Raw genomic sequence first — 25,640 nt, 5'->3', positions numbered from 1 at the left:
TCAACCACGCCCTCGGCATGCTTATATAACTTTTAGTTTTGTGAGAATCTGTGTATTTTTCACCCGAGCAAAATGATATTCTTTGTAGGAACTATCTGACACAACACTGGGTTTGCTGGGTATTCGCACGCGAGTATGGCTAGGCCTATTTCAACAATTTATTGGCTCAAAGTTAAATGCAAGTTGACAAAGGTCTGTACATACACTCGTCGGTAATAGGGCTTCCAAAGTCACTGCTTGAAGTTGAGGGCGGCACGGTCACTGTTATCACCCTCATGCAACGCAAGGCAGGGCTGAATCGTGACCGCAAGCGCGAAATACAGTCTGAACCAAAAGTTTCTTCATTGGCTGATCAGGGCATTGCCGCGTCCGTCTCGAAAACAGACAGAAATATCTTGACCGTATTCCTTAGCGCTGATCGGCGCTGGACTAGCTTTTGGTTAAGTGTGAAAAAGATCATGCGCCGGGAAAGTGTCGGGCCGAAATTGTACGCGCGTGCTATCGACGTTCAATTGTTGGATGCTTACGATCCAGAGTGGCGGGATTCCTCTTTCGAAAACGATGTTCTCTTGGAATCCTGTGCTGAGTGGAATCGCATACGCGAAGCGCTTGAGCGATTCTGGGCACGTCAGGAAAAGGAACAGATGCCGCTCGGTGTGTTCATGCTATGGCCACGCTTGAAGCTAGATTTGCAGCGCTGGCCGGAGCTAGACGCAGATCAACGGACTAGAGCCAGCCACGCAATATTCTCCCTATCGTCGATTGGATGGACGCACTGGTTCATTGATGAATCGGTGTCGATTTGTCCTGACTTGACGCACGAACTTGGCCATTTGAGGAGCGAGTCCAGATTGCGTGCAGATTCGCCGGCTGCGGCGGACGCGCACCAATCCAAGATGCTGGACGACGAAGCGGGTGCAGATTGTGCCGTGGACGAGTTGCCCCTGGACATATCATCTATGTGGGCAACGATCGGAGAGGAGCTAGCCCAGCTGCACGGGGAGTGGCAGCTTGCACCGTCGCGCATGCTGCTTGGTAGGCTAATCGGGCTAGGCAGCGATGCAGCCAGATTGTTGGATGCTGTGCCGGACCAGGAGCCTCCAAGCAGCATGCTTGAGCGTCGGCTGGACGTATTGTGTGGTCGATTAGAGGAGGCATCTAGCTGCGGCGAATTGCCTTGGCTAACCAGAGAGGACCTAAGTAGTATCATCGCCCGCTGGCATATGGCACTGACCGAGGTGCAGGAGGACGATGCAGTCCTACTGCTGGCCGACGATGCGGAATTAGCCATGGAGCGGGTTGTCATTGCGATCAATGAAATGCGATTGGCCCAAGCGGGCGTTGATAGCGCGAAACAGGCCCTTGCGGCAATTGACGCGGAATTGGCTCGGCCAGCTTCGGCTATCCGAAAGTTCGACTTGACCAATCGGCAGTTGCAGGCGAAGGAAGAACTCCTCGGAGCGGAACGCAAATACCCTGACGCGATGCTGTTTGTATTGGCGTCGGCTTCGCCGCGCGGCGAGGCTTATGATCCAAACCTCGACTATGCCGCTGAGATGGCATCGCGGTTAAGCGGTGGTATAGCACTACCGAATTCACATTTAAGTGACGTTCAAGACGCCGCCGATGCCGAGGAATTAATTCAAAGCGTCGAAGACTCGGCGAATGCTGGTCGGCACGATGAGGCCGATCATACAGCGGAAACAAGGCCCGGGGAGTATGAATCGCCAGACGTGCCACTAGCGAACACTTCAGCGCAAATTGACGGCTGCGGGCGCGACAAATTGCCGACGGATACAGAGCATACCGACAAAGGACCAGAGCGGCAGACTGAGATCGTGGAGGTAGTTGATGCGGTCGTCTCAACAGCCGAGTTGGCACGGATTGACGAAGCCGGAGGGGCTGCGTCCGACATGTATTTCAATAACACAGCCGGAGAGCAGTGCCGCCCCATCTGGTCCTTGTTGAAAATGGGAATGCCTTCGCTTGCGTATCAGTTTGCCAATGCACTGCATGTCACATCACCGAACCTCCGCGTTGCACCGCCAGCGTTGCTGCGCTCCGTGGCGCTGGCGCCTGGACTTATCGCAGGTGACGGACCATTAGCAATGTCGATTGGCGAGGCCTTCGGTGAAATCGACCAGGCATGGTTCGAGCCGGGAGACGCGCCATCGAATTGGCACACCGCGCTTAATCTGCTTCTAATCGCTGCGACCCTCAGGCCGATGATCTTAGCCCCGGCAATGGGAGCATCCGTGATTGCCAGCTACCGCCATCTGAATGGCCGTTACTCGGCGCTGCTGAGATTGGTGCGCTTGGTGGGTGAAGTGAGCGAGCCGTTGACAGGTTTCGCGATTGGCCCCACCGTACTTCGTTCGGCGGCAGATGACGCGTCGCAAAAAGCGCAACTGGCGATGCTTCAGAAAGATGCCGAAGATTGGCTACTCGAACGTGCCCCAAATAAGAAGATTCGTTACGCGCCTGCATCCAAGGTCTGGCTGCATTGGTTGAAGCCTGGGGAACCCATCCACAAACTGATTTCGCCGGTGATGCGTGGCGCCACGGAAGAGCGCAATGCTATTCGGATAGCGATCGAGGAGTTTGCGAACTACAACGCTTTCCAGGAACGTGTAACAGACACCGATAGACGTCAGTTGGGCCGCCGAGGCCAAGACATTGAAGCGGGTGCATTGGAGCACTTGTGGGTTCTTACCTGCGAGGCGGTAACGTTAGCAAAGGAATGGCTGGGCGCGGAAAGCATGCTTTCAGATGCCGGAGGGCGGTTGCGCGGCCTAGTCCGCCAGCTACAGGGAGCTTTTGATGCCCATGCCGAGCAAGCGTGTGCAGAACTGAATGAAAGCTGGGATGGCGATCAGTGGGGTCAAGTCGACGCGGCCAGCCGTGTGTTGCGCACCGAAATTCAGGCCATTGTGAACATGTTTAGGCAAAGCGACACTGGGCCATCAGCAGAGATCCAAGCCAAGGAACTGCTTACGCGCGATCTTTTGCTTGTGCCAGGTATGTTCGTCTCGCACGAGTGGGGTATCGAAGCTGACGGCGTGCAGCTGTTACATTCCTTGGAAGCTTGGATCGCTTCGCCTAGCAATGCGGCGGAAGCATTTGATGCCCACGTCGAAGCCGGAGATTTTGCCGGCGCGTTGTTATTGCTAAAAGAGTTGTCCGGCGAGGAAGACGCCAGTGTCCGCAAGCAGTCGATTGATAAGTACAGGGACGCGTGGGCGAGAGACCTTCAGCGCAAAATCCAAGAAGCTCGTCGCGCATCGGAAGTCGGTCTCGCTTACGGTTACTTGAGCGACGGCGAACGCGCAGCGTGCGAGGGTGAACTTAGCGCTGTGGAACTGAGCCAGCGCGATATTGATCGCTTCGATCAGGCCATGGCGCGAGTCGAGGCTGTAGCCAGCAAGATCGAACAGCAAAAAGCTCATCGAATCCAGGATGCCTGTGATGAGTTTGAACGTGAAAAGTCTAGTCTCTCTGAAGAAGTGGCTAGGCAGGTAGCAGCACCGCTAGCACGTTCGGATATCCATACGTTCAATGAGTTGATGCAGCGGGTAAGGCAAGATATGGAGCCTTGGCCCGAGCGCGACTCGCGCAGAGACTCGTTCCGGAGGTTTTTCCCGGTGCAGCAGGCTGAATTGCTGAGTCAGCTCGCGCGACTGGAGGCATCGGAAGTGGATAAACTGATCCGCACTGGCGGTGCCGTTGGGCCGCTTTCCTTCTACCTGGAGGGGGATGAGCCGGCGCGAGTGGAAGCTGAGAGTGTCTACCGGGCATGGGCATTGTCTGTTGCCAAGCGAAGTATGTCGCGTGACAACCTGCGCAAGATACTTGATGCGCTGGGGTTCACGGCTCCATTGGTCGACCAGGTGCGGGGAGCATGGTCACTCCAGGTGACGCCTATCGTGGACCGCGAAGTGTGCCCGGTGCCCCATTTTGGCTCCCGCGCGCAGGGGCGATATCGCGTGGTCGTCCTGACTGATCGGTTGACGCCGGAGGACTTGCTTCAGCGAATCGGAGAGACCAGCCAACAGACCGCTACTATTGTGCTGGTGCTTTCGCGTAGTCCGGCACGATTCTGGCCCGAACTCGCACGCATCTCCAAGGATCGCCAGCGCTCCTTCCTTTTGCTCGACGAGTCGATCCTGCTGTTCTTGCTTGCCCAGCGCGGATCGCGCCTCGCGACTTGGTTTGACGTCGCCTTACCTTTTACTTATAGCGAGCCCTACGACGCCAGTGCCGGCTTTGTTCCACCGGAAATGTTCTATGGGCGGGTTGCTGAACTTGAAGCGGTCAAGGCCCAAGGGGGCTGCTATTTCATTTATGGCGGCCGGCAACTGGGTAAAACCGCTTTGCTTCGGCGGGCCGAAAAAACCTTCCACAATCCATCGGCCGACCATTATGCGGTGTGGATCGACCTACTCGCGCAAGGGATTGGTGAACGCCGCCCCGCGATCGACATGTGGCTCTCTGTGTACGATAAGCTCCGTGAGCTGAACATCACCGGTTTGGATATGCCTCCCGTCAATCCGGCTAAGCCGACTTCCATTGATGCATTCCTCGCGTCGATCAAGAGGTTCTTGGCTATGGCACCGGCGCGACGGATCTTGCTGCTCCTCGACGAGGCTGACCATTTCTTTGAACAGGATGCCCGTTGTGGAGGCACTTACGCTGAAACCCGGCGATTGAAGCAGCTCATGGATGAGACGGATCGACGGTTCAAGGTCGTTTTCGCCGGACTGCATAATGTTCTGAGGACGGCAAGTACCTCGAACCAACCGCTGGGGCACCTTAATGAGGCCGTTCGGATCGGTCCCTTAATGGATGAGCGCGAGATTCGGGCAGCGGAGGAACTCATCACTCGGCCGATCGAAGCTGCGGGCTTTGAGTTTGATGACCGGAGCCTCGTCATGCGTGTGCTTGCCCAGACTAATTATTACCCGAGCCTGATCCAGTTGTATTGCACTCAATTGCTTAGGCATCTGCGCGAAACAAAGCTGAAACGCCGCGATGTTGCTGGCCCACGTTTTAAGATTCAAGAAACGGACATTGAATCGGTCTTCTCCGGACGTCCGCTGCGCGAGGCCATCCGCTCCAAATTCCGGCTTACCCTCCAACTGGATGCGCGCTATGAGGTGATTGCCTATGCCATTGGCCTGGAGGCACTCACCCGCGGCTATGATCATGTGAAGGGTATTGACTGGCGATCAATCTGGCAGGATTGCGCGAATTCCTGGTGGCCCGAAGGGTTTGCAACGACTTCCGAACGGGATTTCCTGGCCCTGCTGGAGGAGATGGTCCAACTCGGGGTGCTGAGCCAAGCTAAGACAGCCGAGTGCTTCAGTCTGCGTAATCCGAACGTATTGCTATTGTTGGGAAGTAAGCAGGAGATAGAGAACACCTTACAGGCAGAACGTGAGCCGCGGATCGAATTCAAGTCCACGATTTTCCGTCCAACGCTCGGCGGGCGCGTCGATAATCCTGCGCGCAATCCGCTGACCTATCGTCAGCTTGACGAAGTTGTCCAGATGCGTAGCTCGGTTTCGCTCGTGGCTGCCAGTGAGGCGTCAGGCATCGATAACCTGTTACCAGGCTTGCTAGACCAGCCTGGAATGGCAGACAGCAGGCTTTTCATACAGCTGGATGGGGCCGCAGACCAGAAGAGCTTCGCACAAGAGCTCGGCAAGGAAATTAAGAGACGTGTCACCGATGGTATTACTGTGATGCTGGTGCCACCGTCCGTGCCATGGAATACGGAATGGGTGGAAGCGGCACAGGCAAAAGTAAAGGCGCTGACGTCGCCCACTAGTTTCGTTTCGGTGGTGTTCGTCGCCGATCCTCATCGTTTGTGGGCTCTTGCAGCCACTATCGGAGAACAGGATGAGTGGTTCGAGCCGTGGTTGTCGGTGCTCCCATGGGCTCGTGGATTCGTTCGAAAATGGCTCGAGGAACTACAGTTGCCGACCGATAACGTTGATCGTCTTGAGGCCCTGACGGGTTTCTGGGGCGGTTTGCTCGAGTCTGCAGCGCGCGTGAAGACACTCGATTTTGTAAATAACTTGGAGCGAATGACTAAGCTTCTGACTGATTACGAATGGCGGCTCAACAATCGACTCCGGCTAACTGGCGGGATTGAAGAGGCCGAGGCTGTGCTGACGACGTTGCAAGGTTTGGGTGATGGCGTCAGCGAGAACGACATTGTCGAGTATGGGGGCCTGAAGAGTGATGTCGTCAAGCGCGCGCTTCGATGGGCTGAGCCACTGGGGCTGGTGGTCCGCCAGCAAGGGGCGACCTGGGCCCTGGATTCGTTCGCTAAGCGCATGTTTGGGGATGCCGCCTGATGAAGTGGTATACCTTGCCAGGCCCCGCCGGTTTTATCGATGGTGTCATGCAGCAAATGCGCGACGGCATCAGCGTTGTGGTCGCTACGCCGACCTTTGCTCAGCCGAATTTGGAGGAAGCGTTCGTTGAACAGCTGAGGCATGCACATTGGTCGCCCGAAAGGGTGACGATCGACTCACCTGAGGATCCGCTCAGGTGGCTTACAGATACACTTTACCTTGAGCCGGAGCAGTGGGTTGGTTGGAATGCCGAGAAACTCTGTAGCCAGTTGAGAGCTGGCCAACTGATAGTAATTGAGGGTGTGACAGCGTTAAGTTGGGACGCTTGGCGGACGTTTCTGCGCGACTTCGAAGTTGCGAGTCGTCAGCGGGCCTCTGACGAGCGTCCAGTCTTGTTGGTTTTTGTTCGAGGTGTGCCTCAAAAGTGTCTTCAGGCTGAGGGGGCGGCATTGACTACCTGTATTTGGAGCGGAGTATTCGGTGAACTGGACACGCTGACTTACGTTGATCAGCGACTGCGGTGCATCCGCAAGCGTGCCCGCCATCACAAACTCATCGTGCGCCAAATTGCTGCGCTAGCGCTGTGGGATATTGATCTCGCTGACTATCTAATAAATCAGCCTGAACGGGATGTGTTTGATATCGAAGTTATACTGCAAGCCGCGCGCTGTGCTCTTGGCCGCGGCGATAGCACGCTGGGAAGCAATTGGGAAAATGGTGGTTTAGATCACTTCGACGGTGTTGATATGCTACATCCATTTACTTTGCTCGACGGTAATGATGGTGAGAAAGAGCTGCAGCGGCGAATGTGGACTGCGCAGGCTGCCGAATTGCTGCCGTTAATCGAAATTCGGCGAAGAGAGCTGGTCCGGAGCCTCGAGCGACATGTGTCCTGCCCGTTGTGGATTGATAGCAAACGCCAAGTTCGATCGCTCGAAGAACTTGAGATTGGCTCCTTAGCTTATGTGGCGCAGACCCGTGGCATCCGTGGCGAACCAAAGGATCGGGCCGAATGGCTCGCACGTTGCCGGAATATTCTCGCACACCTCGGCTTGCTGAGCGACGGGGACGCTTTGGATCCTAGACTTTATCAGTGATTTGCCCATGAAATCCGAGCAGAGAGTGCCGTACAATTAAGCCTCACGCTACACGACGAACAGCTGTGTGCTGAACCAGCTTAGCTTTCGCCGCCAGCATCTATCTCATTCAGGCAGCGATGGCGCTCAGTTCCGTTGCCTGGGTCGGCCAGCCCGCCAACAGCTCCAGATTCCATTTGGCCGTTTCGTAGCCATGCCGGGCGATAAGGTCGAAGCTTGGCTCCGTCAGGCGGCACAGTGTCGTACGGTACGCTGCTGCCAACCTTGCTTCAGCCTCCGATAGCCAGCTGTAGGCCTGTAGCCGTGCCGCAATCGATTCGCGGCCTGTGGCGCATCGATGGATGCTTCTACCGGCTGAAGCCCCGATACCCAGGTAGGCACCAGATTTGGGCTCCCGCTGGAGAACGTTCATTAGTGCACGAACACGCAGCGACCTAGTTTGGTCCAGAGCAATGTCGACGATACGCTCAAAACGAAATGGATTTAGCGGGTGCAGGATCGACTTTCGTCCTAGCGCTGCGCCGGCATCGGACACGAGTAGGAACTTTGCCTGCCGGTCCAACGTCTCGTCCTGCTTGATTGTCTGGCTGCCAATGTCAAATAGCGGTTCGATGCCGAGGTTGTCGTACAATCCGCCGTCATACAGATGCAGCCGTTTGAAAGGCGGTGCGAACGGTACCGCACTTTCCTGCCCTTGCCCCCATTCACCGGGACGCTTCCTCCATTGGAAATCTTTGGTTTTCACCGAAAGCGGTCCAATGCCCCCCGGGAACGCGGCTGAAATGGCCATGGCCTTGGCTAGGCTAAAATTTTCGACACTGGCGTAGCCAAGCTCATAATCACCCATCGTCATGCGCTTGAACCTGAATCGGCGTCCTGTTTCGGCGGTCGTACAGTTGATAGACCAGGACGGTGCATTGTCGATCGTAGCGAGGCCTCCACTCACGCCCCAAGTCGCTTCGATCGCCTGCGCGAGGACATTTGCCCGTGATAGGAGGAAGCGCCAGTTGAGCGGGTTGATGATCAGGCGGCGCAGGGCCGACCGTTGCAGGGATTTTGTGGTTAGAATTTGCCGGAAGCGAGGGAGTACCTTAGAGATGTATGCTTCCGAGCTGGGCCAAGAATAGTCGCTCAGGTAGAAAACCATGCCGACAAACAGGCTCCCTCCAGATACGGACGAGATGTGCACGACGTCCCCCAGTCGTCCCTGCTCGGCCAAGTAACGCATCACGCCGGAGTGAAACGCCGCCGCCCGCACACCGCCTCCCGACAGCGCCACGCTGAAAGCTCGCTGCTCTGCAGCCATTTCAGTCATGTGTGCAACCCTCCTTGATCGTAATTGATATGTCACGGTCTGCGACGATAAGCATCAGTGCGGGTACTCCGTCTAATGACAGTGTGTCCGCGAGGTAGGCGAGCAACGTCTGGTCGGCGGCGCTTGGCGTTGCCGATGCGTGCTGTGGGTGCGAATGCCACTCTCCGAGGTAGCCTACGATGTTGGCGGTTCGACCGGCCGCCTCTGCAATGGCCTCGGGTAGTCCTGTTGCCCCGCGGGTGAAGCCGGTTCTGTTGGCGTCGCTGTCTATTGGTGCCGGTAGAACGTCGACGAGGTGGATTGCGTTGCGCTTCTGGTCCACGTAACCAAGGAGCACGCCACCCGTTTCGCTCGGCAGTGACTGGTCGCGCAGGTGGCGAACTTTCCTCGCCAGTTCCTCGTCCCACACCACCCGCCATTTGCCGACTTTGCGTTCCACAGATGGGGCCACTGTAACCACATTGACGGAAACGGCGCCGCTTTCCTCGTCTACGGTCCATACCCGGATCTGCGAGTCAGGCTGAGTCGCCAGTAGTCGGACCTGTCTGGCTAGAGTTGCTCCGTGCAATTGGACGAGTTCATGGGCGAGCACGCCGGACAGATCTCGACAGCCAGCACCAACCCAGTAACTGCCCTGATGACCAGCCAAATGGGTAGCACCCCAGTCGGAATTGAGCAAGCCGCGGTAATATTGTGCTTCCAGACATGCCAGGCGCGCTGATCGTGCTTCGTCCTCGAATAGTAATACGCCACTCCGTCCTGACGGGGTTATGAAGGTAGATACCATTCGTGGCATATCGTCGCGATCGGACAGGTCGCGCGGCACTTCGAGAGTGGTCGTCGCATCGACAAACAGGTGGGCTTCGCAAACTGCGCGTTGTACGTCCGGGTTCTCATTGTCCGTGGCATTGGCGTAGACCGCCTCGGGTTTTACGCTGGATGGCCAGTTCAGTTCTCCCATCTGTGCGACAACATCAACCTTCGCCCAGCCGATGTGCAGATCCTTACCGATGTGGCGGACAAGATTATGTGGTAGCAGGATATCATCGTCGACGTAGGTCCAGCGGCCCCACGCTTCGCGGCTCCAGATTTCAGCCATGCTGCTACCTAGCGCACCTACTCCTGCGAGAATACCCCGGAAGTCTCCGGCGGCATTGTCCACGCCAGATGCTCTGTGCACATCCGCGGCACTGAAGGCGACCTTGACGTCGATCGGTTCAATTGGCAGACTGCGCCATGCTTTTGGGGACTCGTCTGCGGTAGTATCCCGTGAGAGTGAAAGGGTATTGGATACGTATGCTTTCCCGTCCCGGCCGTCGAAAAACGCACCGGTATCAAGGCCGAGTCGGCTGAGAGGGGCCCCGCGTATGACGAATCCGGAGACGTCGACTCTCTCCGGCGTTTGGCTGCCAGCTCGCGTGACGGGAATCTGTAACAGCAGCAACGTATGCTGAGCGGCCGGGTCGTGCATCGGCATGCCAGAACCTGACATCGCTTGCTTCGCGGCTTCCTGTAGGGGGGCGAGAAGCGTCGAGCCACGCGCGACCAGTTGATCGTGCAGTGCACATAAATCGGCCGGATAGCGTTCGATCCGCGTTGAGAGGGCCGGCGGAACGGCGACGACCAAGATATCCATGCCGAAGTCATCGCGGGCAGCGTGTTTCTCGGGCCGCGGGCCGAACGCCCCGCGTAACATGGTGCCCTTGTCACGTGATCGCGCGCACGCGAGGTGAAGCACCTCCGTACGCCGGGCCACTCGCTCGTTGAAGTCGGCCGGAAGCACAATTTGATACGGGGAGACAAAGTACAGGCGCTCCAGTGGTTGGTCTGTGCGATGGAGGGTGCCGACAGAGGTCTCGCGCAGCCACCACAGGATACGTTGTAGATGCTTTTCCGGGGTCCAAGTACGCTCCACCGCGCTCCAAGGCTCAAAATAGAGGCACAGTGAGGTAGGTTCGCCGTTAAAAATGCTGTTCTGGTGCGCGGTAGCCGGAAATCCGGTGCGTAGCGCCCTGACCTCATGAGGCGTCAAGAGGCCAGGCCCGTGCAACAGCAACAGGCGCTCCTTATTGTGGATGCCGATCAGGTTCCTCGAAGGCACCGTGCCGTCGCAGCAATCGACTACAATCCCGTCGATAGCCGGTTTGCTGACGTCGGATGGATTCGAGATTTTCCTCAATTCGACGACCGAGAAGGCCGGATGCCTATGGCAGGCGGCCAGCATCTGCCTGCTTTGGGCATGTGTCAGCTGCTCCGGTGCCAGGCCCGATAGCACTTGGCCGAGTGCATGGTATGAGCGGATCATTTAGCCAGCCCTCGGCGCCGGTTTGGAGATGATGATGCCTGCAGCCGACGCAGCAGCACCCACGAGCGACAGCCCCTGCGCCTCGACCTTGAACTCCAGCGGCTGTGGACGGGTAGCGTTCGGTTCCTCCATCGTTACAAGGAATTTGGCACCATTCGTCTTGTCCAGATAGCGCTGATAGCACTTCTTGGCCTGAATGTGAGGTGGCTGGATTTGCTCCCGGCCCTCTTTGGTGTCGAGGATAGGGCAGCTGGAACTGACGATGTAGCTCCCTTCTTTCCCAGCCAACAGGATATCTTCGACGTACGGTTTCGGTATCGTCTCATACGTGCCCTTCACATCGCTGAGTGCCAGATAGCTGCAGTGATGGGGGATGTTGTACAGGTCCCATGCGAGTCTGTCCATGTTGCCATGGGCCTTCGTGGTCTTGACAATGTCCTCCAGCACGCACCACTCCGAATCGCCAACTGCCAGGAAATCGTAGTGGCTCTCGCCCTGACGGAAGCGGACATTGAAGATGAGCGAGGCCGCGTTACGGAGGTCATCTCCCTCGTCCACGTGCTTGATGAAGGGTGAGTGGCAGAAGAATTCAACGCCGTCTGCGTCCAAGGAGAGGTCCGGTGCGATCTTGCCAGCATCGGTTATGAGATGACGCCGCGATTCGAGCGTCAGCCCATTATCCTCCAGCCAGCCCTTCAGCTTCTCGGGTTTCGAAAAGACGCGGATGCCCGTGCCTTGCTTCAGGCGGTAGCGCGCCTCTTGCCGCCAGATGATGAACTCCGCGGATTGTTGATCGTTGGTCGCGTTCTCAAGCACCAAGGCAGCGGGTACCCACAGTGTATCGATCTTAACCCTTCCGTCACCCTGGTATTTGGCGGCGTGCGTCAACTCGAAAAACTCAGTGCTGTTCTCGATATGGTCGGAATCGCCGTGGGTGAACGCCACCACGTCGAACGAATTACGTCCCGCGTCTTTGAGCTCCTTTTTGAGGTGGGCTTTGAGGTTGATTTCTGGGCCTTCGCCCGTTTCGGTTTTTTTGCGATGGCGATAGTCCATCAGAATGCGTTTGCCGTTCTCCAAAATGATCTGGCAAGTATCGCCATTGCCGACAGGGTAGAACACAATTTTATGAGCCATGTTATTTGTTTCCTTCAGTAAACATTCACAGATGGACTCTTCGTCCTCAGTAGTTTTAGAAATTACTCGTTGCATTTTTGTTGAAAAAATCACAGCGTCTGCTTTCAGGTTGGTCTCCAAACCGTAGAAGCTGATGAAGGCAACTGTAGTTCTTTCGAAAAATTTGTTATAGGAGTAATATCGGAGCTTTATTGATTTAGAGCAATGTTGGCATGGCTGCTTACCTCGGAAACTTATTCAAGCGCATAGGCTACTTATTGCCACCGATGTTGGCCGAAGATGATGTAAGACAGGACTTGGATCGAAACACTTTGGCTGCCCGATTGGGTGATATTGCTACGCAGGGGGAGATAGAGGCCACCTTAGCCACTGTCGAGCGGTTGTTCTGTGCCCTTGCCATGCTTGATCTTGATAGTGCTGCCAGAGGGACTTGGCGATTCCAGTCCTACGCTGCATGGTTAGTAGCGCGTTCCCTGCTTGAGACTATGGCAACTGACCTGCATACTATTGTCGATCCTGGCTATTGGGGGACGCAGGCCAGTGACAGCGATATTGATGAGCAACGCGCCTTATTACGCCGGCTTGAAACTGGCCGCTTGCGCTATCACCCAACACAGGAATCCAGACCAATCCGTTTCGTCTATGTCGCATGGGGTGTGCTTCGCGTGGGTGATAAGTTTCTGTTGTACGCACGGGAAGATAAAAAACGTGCCGATGCGCAAGGATACTTTGGCTTGCCGGGTGGTCGCTTCAAGTTGAGCGATGTCCCGTTGGCAGCGCGGCCGCAGCAAGCGGAATACGATTTCGCCTATGGGACCACTCACTGGCCAATGCAATATCTTCAGCGCTCACTGTTTCGTGAGTTGCATGAAGAGCTGGGCCTGTCGGAGCAAGATCATTACACGTGCGGCGAAGCTCTCGACGTCCCGCCTTATTGCCGAGTTGAAGGCGCTAGGAATCATCACGCGTATACCGAATATCGAATTCGTCTTTTCCCGCTGCGACTAAATACCCTCGGCGTCGTTAAACTTTTTGAGAGGCTACAGCTTTATCCAGAATTGTTCGCTTGGTTTACTGCGGACGAATTAGGTGTAGAGCGTAATCTCGATGGGCAGCGCGCTTTTGTTACGGCGTTAGTTGAACATTTTGGTACCGGAATGGAAGCAATGGCAGCTTTGCCGCTCGCGATCGATGAACCTTATCTATTTTCCACTCCCCACGTTGGGGTGGATATCCCACTTACGCTTGACGGTAATCTGACGAGCGGTCGTAGCGGCAAGCCCTTGAAAGTCTATGCAGCGCAATTGACAGAAACGGAGCATGGGTGGTTGTGGGCGCTGGCCTGGCATGCGAAATCGCTGCCATTTACTGCCGGCCTAGGAAGTAAGTTATTGCTTCCGCTTGGCTGGGTCCGAATCGACGATATGTCTGCCGTACAGAGTCTTCGAGCGAAACTGGAAACGAGTAATTTGAGACTCGTGCAGATACTGGACAATCAATATGCGCGCTTGTCCATCGATCCGCGCCATATCTACTTCGACTCCCAATTTTTCAGCTATCAACTGCATGGAGACGTGCGTACTTGTAGCCTCGAATTATTTTGCGCCACTCTTGAAACGCCGTTAGGCTGGGTCCAGCATGAGCCTGTGAGCGTGGGACTGAATATGACTTTAGCGGCGGAATTGCGTCATGTCAGTGGTTTGGAGCTTCTCGCCGACACGACGCCATCATCAGACCACGTGCGTCGCATGCTGGATGAGGCTTTGGGGGCACAGGCCAAAAATCTTGGGCTGCGGCAATTAATCACTGGTCTATCTTACGAGCGCAAACATTGGAAATTTACGATACCGTTAAGGGGTAATCCCCCCCCACCACATTTTTAGAGCGTTCTAAAAGTGGAGGTTAAGCGGCCAAGACAAGCTTCTGTTTTGGCGTGATGCCGTCAGGTGCCATATCCAGCCGCCGTGACGGCAACTCCACCGCCGGCGCGCAAAGTCCCCGATCTGGCCGAGCGCACGAAGCTAATGACGGGCTAGTCTATCGTAGCCAACTGTGCCGCTATCGCGCGCAAGAGCAGGCGCTCATCTGCAGACTCGGCCGGATGTGCCATCCTTCTCCGTCCGTTATGGCGAGGGGAGGCCACGGAGCCTGTGCCGCTGGAATCGTTCGCTTGTGCTAACCATCAATTCCCCCAGATGTCATGGCCCCCAATGTTACATAGAGTCAGAATCAATAAAACTCAGAAAAACGTTAGTACGCGGAGTTCTTTTTCAGCCGGCTTATATTCCAGACCAACTAATCGTCGAGCGGGTGGACTACCCGGTCTTTTTAACTCAATCATGAGATTGAACTTCATTACCCCGTGCTCTTGAAGATGTTCGAGGTTATAGATATAGCTGAAATTGATCTTTGACTGGATTAACGCTGCTATCTCATTTCTGTCGGCGTTTGCTAGCCCAGCTGAGTCGAGCTTTCCTTGCTTTTCATTTTTTAGGTAGCCGAGCTTAGCCTCGTCAAGAACAACGGTGAAATCACGGAGTTGCATAACATTGTCGGAAATCGCATTTATCGCCATTTCTGAATCCTCTTTGAAGCTAGAAAGCACTGGCCTTTCGATTTTATAGGAGAGGTAGATGCCGAAGTAGTTCGACTGCAGACTTACTATCTTGTACCCGAATTTCTCTAACGGATACATTGTAATGTTAATGTTTTCGCTGTTGGGGCGGTCATCCTCATGGCCGATGATAATCGTATTGCGGTGCTTTAGAAACAGGTTGACCATGCTGAAAGAGAGGACAGTTTTCGCACGGCTTCCAGTGGAAGTTGGAATATATCCCAAGTATGCTGGATACCCTTCGAGTTTCGTGTGAAGCTGGGATAAGGCGGAATCTGATAAGTTGTTGATGTAGACGGCATACAGGAGAGTGGAATGAGTGAATTCAAAAGAGCGAGATAGAACCATTGACTCTTGCAACACTTCGAATGCCAGTTCCTGGTCTTTGCAGAGAATGTCCCCGCAAAGTACGCTCTGCGTGACGCGCATATCCAGAAGCGGAAGGAGATGGGATAGAACTTCCGGACCGTAGGCCCCAGAGTCAATTTCTGTAGAGTCGAAGACGAAGGCAGCTTCGTGCTTGTTAGCCTTCGGTACCAGCGCGGATCGGAGTGATGTATAGTCAATGCCCTTTGACGCGAGAATTTTGACGGTGTTCTGGTGCATGTGAAGAATTTCCCTCCGCATGTCCGTTGCTCCGACGTTGAGGTAGTCCCGGATAGTCCCTAGCATCAGATGGCCACGAGCGTTGAGGGTATGGATCGCTTGCATTAGTGTTCCCTTTGCTGATATGCACTACATACTGAATCGCCACGAGTTAGCTAGAGACTCTTCAGGGTTCTGTCTCGTTGTCGATCAGAGTGCGAAATTGGAGTGGCACAATTGCCCTCAAACTGGACGGATCTGTTCGGCCATTGTGTAAAATTGGTCGGCAACCGGCATGGTCACTATGCGATCCATTGCGAACTGGCAATTGCGGATCATGTGTATGAGTTCGACGCAAGCAACTATGCCCTTACAGCGCTCAGAAGCAGGCGCTCTGCTGTTATTTCGGTCAGTTAAGCCATCCTTCGCCGGCAGTTATGGCTAGGGAAGTCGACCTTCTGCTTGAGCGTGCCAGGAGTCTCTGGAGGGTAGGGGAGAGACATATCTGCCCAGATCTCGTCGTTGGAGCAGCCAGCTACGAGATTGCACACCGGGGCCTGGCAAGACCCCAGACCCGAACACGATCATCGGCTCTTCATCTTTCAAGAACAATGGATCAGCAGAGGCTTAGCTATTGGTGGCGATTCACCGCTTACATCACCTGCGACAGTAAGGGAATAAATGGACCTGAGAATGCTTTCACTTTAGATTTTTTAAAACAAAAACCATTCCGATCAACGCAGCGACACCCAAAGCAGTGTTAATTACTTGCGAGCTGCTGGACTCACCGTGCATTGCACGATTTACGTAGCTTTCGCAGTTGTTAAGCACTATATCGTAGGCTGCCCCGCCTTGCTTCAGCTCCGCAATGGCGCGTAGCACGACTTCCTCATTGCTGTTCGGTCCATTATTGAATTCGAGGCGTATATCTCCATTCGCCGCGTATCGTTTTTTAAAATCTTTGAAGGTCGCAATTTGATATCCTGTATTCATCAGTTCCGCTAGGTAAATTTCATTATCAAAAGCACCTTTTCCCAGCACCAGTGCATGATGTTTTGGTCCATCCATTCCTAGTTCTTTTGTAATAGCAGCGATGAGGCGGCATCCTGTTACATCAATTTTATCAAGGTGCATATTTCGGACTGTGGTTTAGTGTAAATTACAACTAATTGAAAAAATGAGTTTAGCTAATCTGATACGGTGCAGGTCATTCATGTAAAAACCCATTTAATAGATAATCTATCCGCATTTCGAAAGGCTTAATTCATAGATGACATTATGCGCGAATCTCCTCTCAGGCCTTGATTGAGTACCGGCCCTCTCGTTCCTTGAAGGCCCGCTTACCGCCTTCCAAAAGCGTACAGACTGCCTGTCGTATTCCCGACGACTCGTCGCTGTACGCGTGCTCTAACGAGCCGCTGCGATAGGTGATCCTTGGGTAAGGCTGGGTCGTCGGCCTTTCCGCTGTCGCCACGATGACCTGTTCTGCGTCGGTGGCCACGACGAGGTTTGGGTTGTGGGTGACAAGGATGATCTGTCGCTTCTCCTTTGCTGCCCTGATGTACGGCACGAGCTGCGCGTAGATGGACGAGTTGTCAAGATTGCCTTCCGGCTGATCGATGATCAGCGGACGCCGGTCGTCTTCATCCATTAGGAGGTACAGCACGAGGAGCGCGATTCCGCGCGTGCCTGGGGACAGGTATTCGAGTTCAGTGCCCCCATAAAGGATCTTGTAGCTGATGTCCACGTGGTCGGTTGAGTACATCCAATCGAACAGGTCCAGAAGTTTGAGGCTCGGTGTCGCTTGCAAGGCTATGAACGAGTCGGGCGCTATGAGGTCGTGGAACTGGGTGAACGCCGCCGCGATTTTTGCCTTTTCACCGGTTTTCCAAGCTGGGGCCAGGGTATCGAGGGAGAATTTCTCCACGACATCCTTGAGGATAGAAGCCGTGGACTTTCTGCCATCGTAAAATCTCGAAGCCTTTTCGAGCCATCCCTTGGTGTCCACGCGATAGCCGGCAGATAGTTCGAACTGCATTTTCGAGCCGAGTGAACCTAGTTGGCTTTTCATCGGCGCGTAGAGTTCCCTCAGTCCTTTTCCATCCTCCTCTAAGGCCGCGAAGTAGCTCTCGTACAGTTCGTTCCGTTCGACTTGCTTGGCGAGGAGTTGCTTCTTTGATTTGCCTTCTAGCTCAGATATCTCCTTCGTTATGCGCACGATAGCTGCATCCTGGTCAGCTACTTGCTTCTGCAAGTCCAAAAGGCGCTTACGGTTCTGCTCGTCCTTGGAAAGGGAGTCTTGCAGCCCCTTGATTCGCGCTGCTCTGGACGCGAGAGACACGCCTTCCGGAAGAGCTCCTTCGGCCGGCCCTTTTAACGCACTTATTTCCGCTTCCAGCGCTTCGGCCACGCCCGCAAGGCTAAGCTCTATACTATCGTTCCATACGGGATGGAGTCCGGCTTCAAGCATTGGGGCCAATTGAGGGATACCCTTGGCTGACTCTGCCAACTCGTCGATCAGTTTCCCTGTGCGTTCCTTGATGAGCGCGTAAGCTTTCGCCATGTCATCAATCGCCCGTCTCTGCCGGGATTTCTCGGCTATCAGCTTCTCGAGAGACAGGGCCTCGGCTTTTTCCTTTTCGAGCTTTTCGAGGATGGTCTGGTCTGCAAGCGCCTCGACTTCTGGCAACTGTTTCTTAAGTTCTTCGACGCGCCTCTCGGCCTGTTCCTTAAGGGCGGCCTTGGCAGGTATCTGTGCGATTGACTGCATGATCCGCTCGATTTCGCGATGGGTCGCGGCAAGCTCTCCCCGGATCGTGTCTCTCTGGGATTGGGATGCGAATTCCCTCGACGCGCGCAATTCAGCGAACGAGGAGAACCCCTCTTTGCTACCTTCGTCCAGATGCGCAAAGACGACTTCTTCTATCGCCTGCTGAAGCTCGTGGCCATCATGGTCGTTGCTGCAGAGCTGTTCGACAAAGTCCTGCGACAGATAGCGGACAAGGGGGCGCTGCGCTCGGTAAGGACTTCCAGTTAGGGTCGCACTGGTCGGATCTCCCGCTTCCCATGCCAAACACGTCTCGATGCCGTTAAGGTGCAAACGGCCTTTCGCGATAAAGGAAGACTGGGACTCCTTCGCGTTGTAGGCACCGGCCGCGAAAGCGATCAGGTCGGCGACGGCGGTCTTACCGGACCCTTTCTCCCCGATTATGGCCACCAGCCCAGGGTTAAGTTGGATGGCGGATTGGGCAAACCACGAGTTTTTCGACGGGATGCGGAGTTCGGATATTACGCGGCTCCTGTCCGACTGCTCAGGCTTAGAGGCACCGACCGCAACGCGCGCCTCTGGCTCCCACAATACTTGGCGCAACCCTTCGAAGGTCGGGTCACCCTTAATCCAACAATACCTGTTCTCATCGGGCTTGAAAAGCGTGGCGACTGAGTGCGCGTCTGAGCCGTGAAGGCATGGCTTTAGGGAGCCATATTGACGCACGATTTCTCCGACCGGCACGCCGGATTTTTTCCCTAAGTAGTATTCGCGATCCTTCGGGTTCCCCGAAAATACGAAATGAGCCAATTTCAGGAGCTCGTCCCTCGTCGCGGAAAAGCCGTCGGCGGGCAATCCGCTAATCCCGTCTTTGCCGTTGGCCACGCCAATCAAGCAGTTCTCCCTGAGCCATTTCTCACTGGCGATCCATTCCGCAATGGCCTCGTACGACGGCTTGAATTGCTCAATGCCGAACTTATAGGCCACTTCTTCATCTTCCAGATTGGCTTGCTGCTTTCTGGCGAACTCGATGAGCTCGTCCCTGCAGCAACCGTAAGTTTCCCCGTTGTACTTGACTCGAAGCTGCCGCATGGCCCGCTTGATCCTGTCCACGTGATCGGGAGCCGTCGGGTCGACGAGGACATGAACGTTGAGTGCCTTGCTATCCTTCGTTGCGGGAAGGACGCGCAGTTCGATGTTTGGAATGAGCAGGGCAATGGCTCCGAGGCGTGGATTGGTGGGATGAGCCTTCGATTCCAATGCTTTCTCGTAACCGTCTATAGACATGTAGTCCGTAATCCCGACCACTGCAATGCCGTTTGCGAGAGCCGCCTCTTCGAGCGCCGTCACGTATTCTTCCCAGTCAATGCTAGGAAACGATGTACCCAACTTACTTTCTGGCGTATGGATGTGCAGATCCCACCGTCGCCATTCCGATCCTCGGGGGTAGTTTGAATCCTTGAAGTTCTCCATTCGGCTGCGCTCGCGAGTAAGGATTGACAGCCGGTAATATTGCCGGTTATTGCGTGTTTGGCAAGCATTTTCTTTTGCGGAAGAATGTTCCGCAGATAGCCAGCGACTCCCTGGTCAGCACAATGCATAGGGCATGGCTGTGGCCGCCGCAATAGATATGCACGATCAGCCGGGCCAACTTTTTCATAACCACAGGAATACTGACGGTGGTTCTGTCGCGTTGTTGGTCAGAGGGCGAAATTTTTCCAGAATGGCACTTATGTCCTCAAATTGGACGGACCTGTCGTACCAGCGCATAAAATTGGTCGGTGAACGGTGTCATCACTGTGTGATCAATTGCAAGCTAGCCCTTGCGCATCCCGTGCATGAGTTCGACGCAAGCAACTATGCCCTTACAGCGTTCAGAAGCCGGCACTTTGCTGTTGCCTCGGCCAGCTATGCCATCCTTCGCCGGCAGTTATGGCTAGGGACGGCCAGCTTTTGCTAGCGCGCGGTAGGAGCCCGTACAGGGCAGGGGAGATAGACCCAGACTCGATCTCGTCGGTGGATCAAGCAGCTACGGGATCGCGTGCCAGCAGCCTGGCAGGAAACCCAGGCCTCAGCATGATTATCGGTTCTTCTTTCTCAGGAATTATGGATCAGGAGAGTCTACAATGGTCGTGGCGATTCATTCCGCGCAAAAGCATAATCTTTCAATGTAATAGATCAAAGCTCGCCGCCAAAGATATTTAGATACTTAAATCAAGGCGACTGATTTCGAAATCGACGTGCCCGACGCATACTGCACCCATGTCGATAATGAAGCCCCGCACCTCGATCAGTCCCTCTCCTTGTTCGATCACCCGCCCACGCCCCCGGTACGCGTAATGTCCGGTATGTTCAATCCACTCCGTAGACATTGCCTCTTTTTCGCTTTCTGGCCAGTCAGTCAGGTACGTGGCGTGGACATCGGCATCCAGTACCGATAGGCGATTTTCGATAACGTCGCCGGCCTTTAAGCTGCAAGGATGACAAAACACGACGAGCTCACCTTGCTCGCTGCGCAGAGTAACTGACGCGGCTTCTTCATCTGGTGGATCGACCAAAACTACAGTGAGCTTATCCATTTTTTCAGAGTACCTTGTGTTTTTTCAGGATGGGATAGAAGACCGCGTATGGCCGGTTGCTGTTGCGGATTCAATCGGTCAACGCAACACTTTAACTTAAATGCATCGTTGCAGATCAGAAATTATGCGAAAGATAACTAGAGTCGGTAGCCCGCGCCCCGCAGAACCCGAGATTGCCGTCGCAAGGCATTTTGCCATAGGAACGTTAATGCATGAGCCCACCGGTAATCCCCCCATTTTTAGAGCGCGCTAAAAGTAGAGGTTAAGCGACCACGGCAAGCTTCTGTTTTGGCGTGCTGCCGCCAAGTGCCATGTCGCGTCAGCCGTGAGCGCAACTCCACCTCCAGCGCGCAAAGTCCCCGATCTGGCCGAGCGCCCGAAGGAGAAGACGGGCTAGTTTATCGTAGCCAACTGTGCCGCTATCGCGCGCAAAAGCAGGCGCTCTGCTGCTGCCTCGATCGGGTAAACCATCTTTCGCCGTCCGCTATGGCGAGGGAAGGACAGCTTGAGCTCGAGTGCGGCACGAGACTGTGGAGGGCAGGGGATAGGCAGGCCAGACCCCATCTGGTCGTTGGATCAGGCCGCTACGAGATCGCACGCCTGGTGCCTGGCAGGACACTGTGGCCTGCGCGTACAGATGATGAGGTTGGCGGATTAAGCGGCCCGACAAGGCGACCGACGAAGCTGGTTAAAGAAATTTCCGTGAGAAAACTCCAACCTACTGTAGCATTGTCGGGTCTATTTTTGTTCGCCGCTACGGGCGTGTACATTTCCGTCCTGCTTGTGCTCAAGCGCAAGAGGTGCCAATCCACTTCCTTGCATTGCCAATATGTCTTCGATTTCTATTCGCTCTCTTCGTAATTTCAAGTCATTGAAGGATGTCCATTGGCAGAACATCCCAGCATTCGCGGTGATTACCGGCGTGAATGGCTCGGGCAAGACCCATCTTCTAGAGCTAATTGCCGCCTCACTGGGATACAACATTGAACAAGACACTGACCGGAGCGGCACGAGGCCAGCCGAGATCAGTGGATTTCCGCTTGCGTCAGGTGATGTATTGTATGTCGCGGCCGCCAAAAATATAGAATTTAAGGTATCAGCGAGCTTGCGCGACCTAGAAGAACAGATTGACTCGCTCTATAATCGACCGACGATTGAACCGAGAGGAGCGTGGAGGTCATCGCAAACGTTGTATAGAGGATTCCGTGAGACGAGAGGAATATACAATGAAATTAAATACGAGGCACCGCCTATGGCGGAGTTCCGGGAACGGCTGACTCCCTCCATCGTTTCCAATGGACACCTCGCTGGACAGAACCCGAATTTGGCCCTGCTGTTTTTGTCGTACGCAGTGTTCCAGGCCGAGGCGCGTTATCGGAAGATGTCGGACGAGCTGATTGTCGATCAATTCGGAGTTGCTCCTTGGGACTTGCTCAACCAGGTGTTCGAGGTAGCAGGTCTTCCGTTTCGTGCAGAAGAGCCTGAGGCGCCGTCTCCGTCCGTTTTTAGCATGACCATCGACTATAAGTTGTGCTTGTACGATACATCTAAGCAATTGAAAATTTCCCCAAACGACCTCTCGGCAGGCGAAAAAGTCATTGTCGCGATGGTGTTTCTGCACTATACCTCGGACCACGGGAACAGCAAATACAAGTTGCTTCTGCTCGATGAGCCCGACTCACACCTTCATCCGTCATTTGTGAAGAAATATGTCACAATTTTGAAGGACGTTTTAGTCGACAAGACCGGTGCACGGGTCATCATGACGACGCATTCGCCGATCACGGTAGCTTTGGTGCCGGAAACTTCAGTTCACATTATGGACCGCGAGTCCGGGGGGACTCCAATGCAGGTCAGCCGCGAGCGAGCGCTAGAGATCTTACTGGGCGGTGTCCCAGCGTTGAGTGTTCGATACGAGGAACGCCGTCCGATATTTGTAGAGAGCAGATACGACGTTTCTTACTACGAAGGACTGGTCGCGGCGTTACGCGACTCGACCGATTTTTTCTACGCGCCATGTTTCTTGGCCCCTCATTCGGGCACGTCGAACTGTAGCGATGTCATCGATATCGTCAAGAAACTGGAAAAAGCGGGAGCCGAACCAGTATACGGCATCATCGATTTCGACATGGTCAACAAATCAGGCGAGGTCAAGTTCATCGAGGTGTTCGGGAGCGGCAAACGATACGCAATCGATAATTACGTGCTTGATCCGATCTTCGTTGCCCTTGCGTTAATCAAAATTAATAAGATGCAGTTTGCAGATTTCGGCATCCAGGGGGCAAGGTCGTATCTTCGAGGTATATCGCTGATGGAATCGGACGTGCAAGCCATCGTTGACCATGTGCTCGGTAAACTAAGCCTGACTGGGGGGGAGATCACTCAGGTTCGCCTTATTAACGGGTATGCGATCAACTATCCTAACGCATTTCTGTACCATCAGGGGCACCAGTATGAGACGAAGCTCATGGAAGTCTTCCCGCAACTAATGGCGCTGAGAAAAGGCCAAGGTGATGACGCGCTCAAGAAAGAAATGCTGTCCGTCATCATTGATTATCCAAAGTTTTTAGCAGTTGAGGTTCGTGAAACTCTGCAGCGTCTTTTGGCTGCGCCCGTGACACATGCGAACGGCCAGTCTACGTCTCAATCGATCGAGCCGGCGTTTCCAGATAAAGCTGAATAAAACGGAAGTTGAAGGTGCCCCTCTTTTACTTAAATATTCCGTGAGTTGTTGCAGTCCGAACTGGATATTAGCGATATCATGTGGAACCGAAAGAAACGGGTTCTGTCGCAATAACAAACCGCCGGAGAACGATCAGGTAGGGTGCAACGCCGAACACTGACCCACTATGCTCGACATCAAAGGAATGCTTTTCTCGACCGAAGTCATCGTGGTCTGCATCCGCTGGTATACGGCCTACCCGCTGAGCTACGTCCATATCGAGGAAATGATGGAGGAGCGCGGCGTATCGCTCGACCATTCGTCGATCAACCGATGAGCAGTCCGTTTGCTGCCGTTCATCGAAAAAATGGCTCTTAATTGCACGTCTGTTTCGGCCGTGGCGGCGAACCACAAACCACCGGCGCGGCGACGTACCAAGTCAAAGTCGGCGCCCCGCAAAACCTCTGCTACAACGTCGCAAAGTGTTTAGTGCAACCCGTCGAAGCTCAAGCAGGTTTTGCTAGTGCGCGGTAGGAGCCTGTACAGGGCAGGGGAGATCGACCTAGACCCGATCTCGTCGGTGGACCAGGTAACAAGATTACCGTCCGACAGGTGTTTGGCAGGATGCCTAAGCTCTCAACACGGCCCATCAAGGTCGTCTCTGCCAATACTTATTGAACAAGAATACTAGCTACCGGTGGATACCAATGTGGCGATTTACTTAAATCGCCGCTGGGTGACATTATTTTTCCGCATCACCTCTTCGAATCCAGTCGTAATCAGGGACAATTAGTTGTCCGATAATGCCTGGTTTCCGTTGAGCCAGCCCAAGTTCGTGCTGCGAAATCGAGAGAGCAAGCATTTGAATTGCCGACCGGGCGACACGTAAAGCGCGTAGCACCTCGCGAGTGAAATGTTCCCGCCCGTGATGTTCAACTTCCGGGGCCTGCCTGCTTTTCGCCGGATCGCCGAGGTCATGCAGTACCACAAAGCGGTGCGTGCCGGCATTTCGCAGGTCCTTCTGAGAACGAAGGATGCCAGTGCTCCCGTCATAGTCATCGGCAAGCTCCACAAGGCCGTAAAGGGCACCAACGTTTCCGCGAATCGTTTTGTCAACCTGCCCGGTAAGCGGACGCAAGCCAGTCGATTTATCGGAGTTGCCCCTCCATAACTTGCCAAAATAGACCTTATCTGGCGCACGGCCCAGATCGAAGTAATGATTCGCTGTAACAGCGACCTTATCAAGTAGATCAAGCGCGGTACGATGGGCCAAGACAAGCGCAGATGCATCCGGACCATAGGTAGCATAATCAAGGGTATCGCCAAATCGTCCCGTTGTCGGCCATACAGTGTCGCCGATCGATCGCCATGCTAGGTCCCTCGCAAGAATAAAATCGCTCTTCAGGACATTGAACATGGCAAATACGGGCGGTGGCATTCCGAGCATGTTCGCTTCACGCTCAAATATTCCAGGAAGCATCAGCCAGTCCAGCTTCCCTAAAGCAGGATCGACCAATTCTACGACAGGGGCGAGCGTTAAGCGCTCTCGCTCAACCCAACTGATGAATGGATCGGTGTTCTGCGATCGTGCCGGGGGATCGTCAAACGAATTAGCGAATGCAGCGATCCACTCTGTGGCGTGCTCACCAGCATATTCTCGAACTCGATTCTTAGACTTGTCTGCAATTTTAGCCAACATGGCGGCTTCAATAAGCGTAAGCTCTGAACAGCCACCTTGCTCATAAAACCATAGTAAATTCCTAGCTGCAGCGCTTGCCGCCACGCCGTTCTCTGGATCGAGTTCTAACGCGGCACGCCAAGCATCTTGGGCTTCTCCAAGCCGATAACTATTGCTGAACTGGTTACCGAGGTTAGTCCATGCTTGCGTTCGCAGTGATGTCTCGGCTTTCGCATCCTGCGCTACAGACCAAAAACAACGCCGGGCCTCTGCACGCAGCGCGCTCGTGCACTCCTGATGATCTAACCAACCAGCGTCGCCAGGCGGAAAACCGGCCAAGGCGACTAGGCCATTTGCTAGATTGTATGTAATATCCGGATTAGGGAACTGGCTATGAAGTTCACGAAGCAGTACTATGCCCTCCTCAATTGCATCCTGCTGTTGAGAAATCGCCCCACCATCCACTAAAATTGCTGCTCGCAGAACCATCATATTCGAACGCCCGACCGTATCGAGATTGATCTGGCGGGCCTGTTTTTGTA

The 25,640-nt window shown here is 54.4% G+C and carries 12 protein-coding genes and 1 pseudogene; 5 read left to right on the top strand and 8 right to left on the bottom strand.

Going from position 1 to position 25,640, the window contains the following annotated elements; genetic code table 11:
- The first annotated feature begins 176 nt into the window (after positions 1-176).
- Together KO538_RS15410 and KO538_RS15405 are read left to right on the top strand one after the other, a co-directional pair.
- Positions 177-6,359 (top strand): ATP-binding protein, encoded by a 6,183-nt coding sequence (locus KO538_RS15410; RefSeq protein WP_219328835.1) that lies wholly within the window; start codon positions 177-179, stop codon positions 6,357-6,359.
- Positions 6,359-7,456, top strand: coding sequence for a hypothetical protein (locus KO538_RS15405; protein ID WP_092715432.1), 1,098 nt, complete (start codon positions 6,359-6,361; stop codon positions 7,454-7,456). The genes KO538_RS15410 and KO538_RS15405 overlap by 1 nt, the downstream gene beginning before the upstream one ends.
- A 109-nt stretch (positions 7,457-7,565) precedes the next feature.
- On the opposite strand, the gene KO538_RS15400 is transcribed toward KO538_RS15405, so the two are convergent.
- The 3 genes from KO538_RS15400 to KO538_RS15390 form a co-directional block, all read right to left on the bottom strand.
- Entirely contained in the window at positions 7,566-8,771 is a 1,206-nt protein-coding gene (locus KO538_RS15400; protein WP_219328834.1) for a patatin-like phospholipase family protein, read from the bottom strand.
- Positions 8,764-10,995, bottom strand: a complete 2,232-nt coding sequence (locus tag KO538_RS15395; RefSeq protein WP_219328833.1) for a Mov34/MPN/PAD-1 family protein — start codon at positions 10,993-10,995, stop codon at positions 8,764-8,766. Before KO538_RS15395 ends, KO538_RS15400 begins: the two co-directional genes overlap by 8 nt.
- Before the next feature lie 81 nt (positions 10,996-11,076).
- Entirely contained in the window at positions 11,077-12,213 is a 1,137-nt protein-coding gene (locus KO538_RS15390) for a hypothetical protein (protein WP_219328832.1), read from the bottom strand.
- Between the two features lie 212 nt (positions 12,214-12,425).
- Here KO538_RS15390 and KO538_RS15385 point away from each other — a divergent pair, with 212 nt between their 5' ends.
- Complete coding sequence (locus tag KO538_RS15385) at positions 12,426-14,096, top strand: hypothetical protein (protein ID WP_219328831.1); 1,671 nt, start codon at positions 12,426-12,428, stop codon at positions 14,094-14,096.
- A 356-nt stretch (positions 14,097-14,452) separates the two neighbouring features.
- On the opposite strand, the gene KO538_RS15380 is transcribed toward KO538_RS15385, so the two are convergent.
- The 4 genes from KO538_RS15380 to KO538_RS15365 all read right to left on the bottom strand — a co-directional run bounded on the left by KO538_RS15380 (position 14,453) and on the right by KO538_RS15365 (position 20,758).
- Positions 14,453-15,538, bottom strand: a complete 1,086-nt coding sequence (locus tag KO538_RS15380; RefSeq protein ID WP_219328830.1) for a hypothetical protein — start codon at positions 15,536-15,538, stop codon at positions 14,453-14,455.
- 573 nt (positions 15,539-16,111) lie between these two features.
- A complete protein-coding gene (locus KO538_RS15375; protein ID WP_219328829.1) occupies positions 16,112-16,546 on the bottom strand; it encodes a lecithin retinol acyltransferase family protein in 435 nt (144 codons plus the stop codon).
- 160 nt (positions 16,547-16,706) lie between these two features.
- Complete coding sequence (locus KO538_RS15370) at positions 16,707-19,652, bottom strand: TrlF family AAA-like ATPase (RefSeq protein ID WP_374106855.1); 2,946 nt, start codon at positions 19,650-19,652, stop codon at positions 16,707-16,709.
- A 728-nt stretch (positions 19,653-20,380) separates the two neighbouring features.
- Positions 20,381-20,758 carry a hypothetical protein gene (locus KO538_RS15365; protein ID WP_219328827.1) on the bottom strand — a complete coding sequence of 126 codons (378 nt, stop codon included), beginning with the start codon at positions 20,756-20,758 and terminating at the stop codon, positions 20,381-20,383.
- Between the two features lie 829 nt (positions 20,759-21,587).
- On the opposite strand from KO538_RS15365, the gene KO538_RS15360 reads away from it, so the two are divergent.
- Positions 21,588-23,441, top strand: a complete 1,854-nt coding sequence (locus KO538_RS15360; RefSeq protein ID WP_219328826.1) for an ATP-binding protein — start codon at positions 21,588-21,590, stop codon at positions 23,439-23,441.
- 166 nt (positions 23,442-23,607) lie between these two features.
- Positions 23,608-23,754, top strand: a pseudogene (locus KO538_RS15355) (IS6 family transposase); the annotation flags it as partial.
- Positions 23,755-24,162: 408 nt separating this feature from the next.
- On the opposite strand, the gene KO538_RS15350 reads toward KO538_RS15355, so the two are convergent.
- Positions 24,163-25,590 (bottom strand): LA2681 family HEPN domain-containing protein, encoded by a 1,428-nt coding sequence (locus KO538_RS15350; RefSeq protein WP_219328825.1) that lies wholly within the window; start codon positions 25,588-25,590, stop codon positions 24,163-24,165.
- Between the last annotated feature and the right edge of the window lie 50 nt (positions 25,591-25,640).

Origin of the sequence: Janthinobacterium sp. NKUCC08_JDC (assembly GCF_019345575.1) — a bacterium.
Lineage (GTDB): Bacteria > Pseudomonadota > Gammaproteobacteria > Burkholderiales > Burkholderiaceae_D > Janthinobacterium > Janthinobacterium aestuarii.
This window is presented reverse-complemented; position numbering and strand designations above follow the sequence as displayed.

What these genes read in the sequence shown, in the direction of transcription:
- KO538_RS15390 (WP_219328832.1), bottom strand. Translation starts at nt 12,213, where the DNA reads ATGGCTCATAAAATTGTGTTCTACCCTGTCGGCAATGGCGATACTTGC.
- KO538_RS15365 (WP_219328827.1), bottom strand. Translation starts at nt 20,758, where the DNA reads ATGGATAAGCTCACTGTAGTTTTGGTCGATCCACCAGATGAAGAAGCC.
- KO538_RS15405 (WP_092715432.1), top strand. Translation starts at nt 6,359, where the DNA reads ATGAAGTGGTATACCTTGCCAGGCCCCGCCGGTTTTATCGATGGTGTC.
- KO538_RS15360 (WP_219328826.1), top strand. Translation starts at nt 21,588, where the DNA reads ATGTCTTCGATTTCTATTCGCTCTCTTCGTAATTTCAAGTCATTGAAG.
- KO538_RS15410 (WP_219328835.1), top strand. Translation starts at nt 177, where the DNA reads ATGCAAGTTGACAAAGGTCTGTACATACACTCGTCGGTAATAGGGCTT.
- KO538_RS15350 (WP_219328825.1), bottom strand. Translation starts at nt 25,590, where the DNA reads ATGATGGTTCTGCGAGCAGCAATTTTAGTGGATGGTGGGGCGATTTCT.
- KO538_RS15370 (WP_374106855.1), bottom strand. Translation starts at nt 19,652, where the DNA reads ATGGAGAACTTCAAGGATTCAAACTACCCCCGAGGATCGGAATGGCGA.
- KO538_RS15400 (WP_219328834.1), bottom strand. Translation starts at nt 8,771, where the DNA reads ATGACTGAAATGGCTGCAGAGCAGCGAGCTTTCAGCGTGGCGCTGTCG.
- KO538_RS15395 (WP_219328833.1), bottom strand. Translation starts at nt 10,995, where the DNA reads ATGCTGGCCGCCTGCCATAGGCATCCGGCCTTCTCGGTCGTCGAATTG.
- KO538_RS15380 (WP_219328830.1), bottom strand. Translation starts at nt 15,538, where the DNA reads ATGCAAGCGATCCATACCCTCAACGCTCGTGGCCATCTGATGCTAGGG.
- KO538_RS15385 (WP_219328831.1), top strand. Translation starts at nt 12,426, where the DNA reads ATGGCTGCTTACCTCGGAAACTTATTCAAGCGCATAGGCTACTTATTG.
- KO538_RS15375 (WP_219328829.1), bottom strand. Translation starts at nt 16,546, where the DNA reads ATGCACCTTGATAAAATTGATGTAACAGGATGCCGCCTCATCGCTGCT.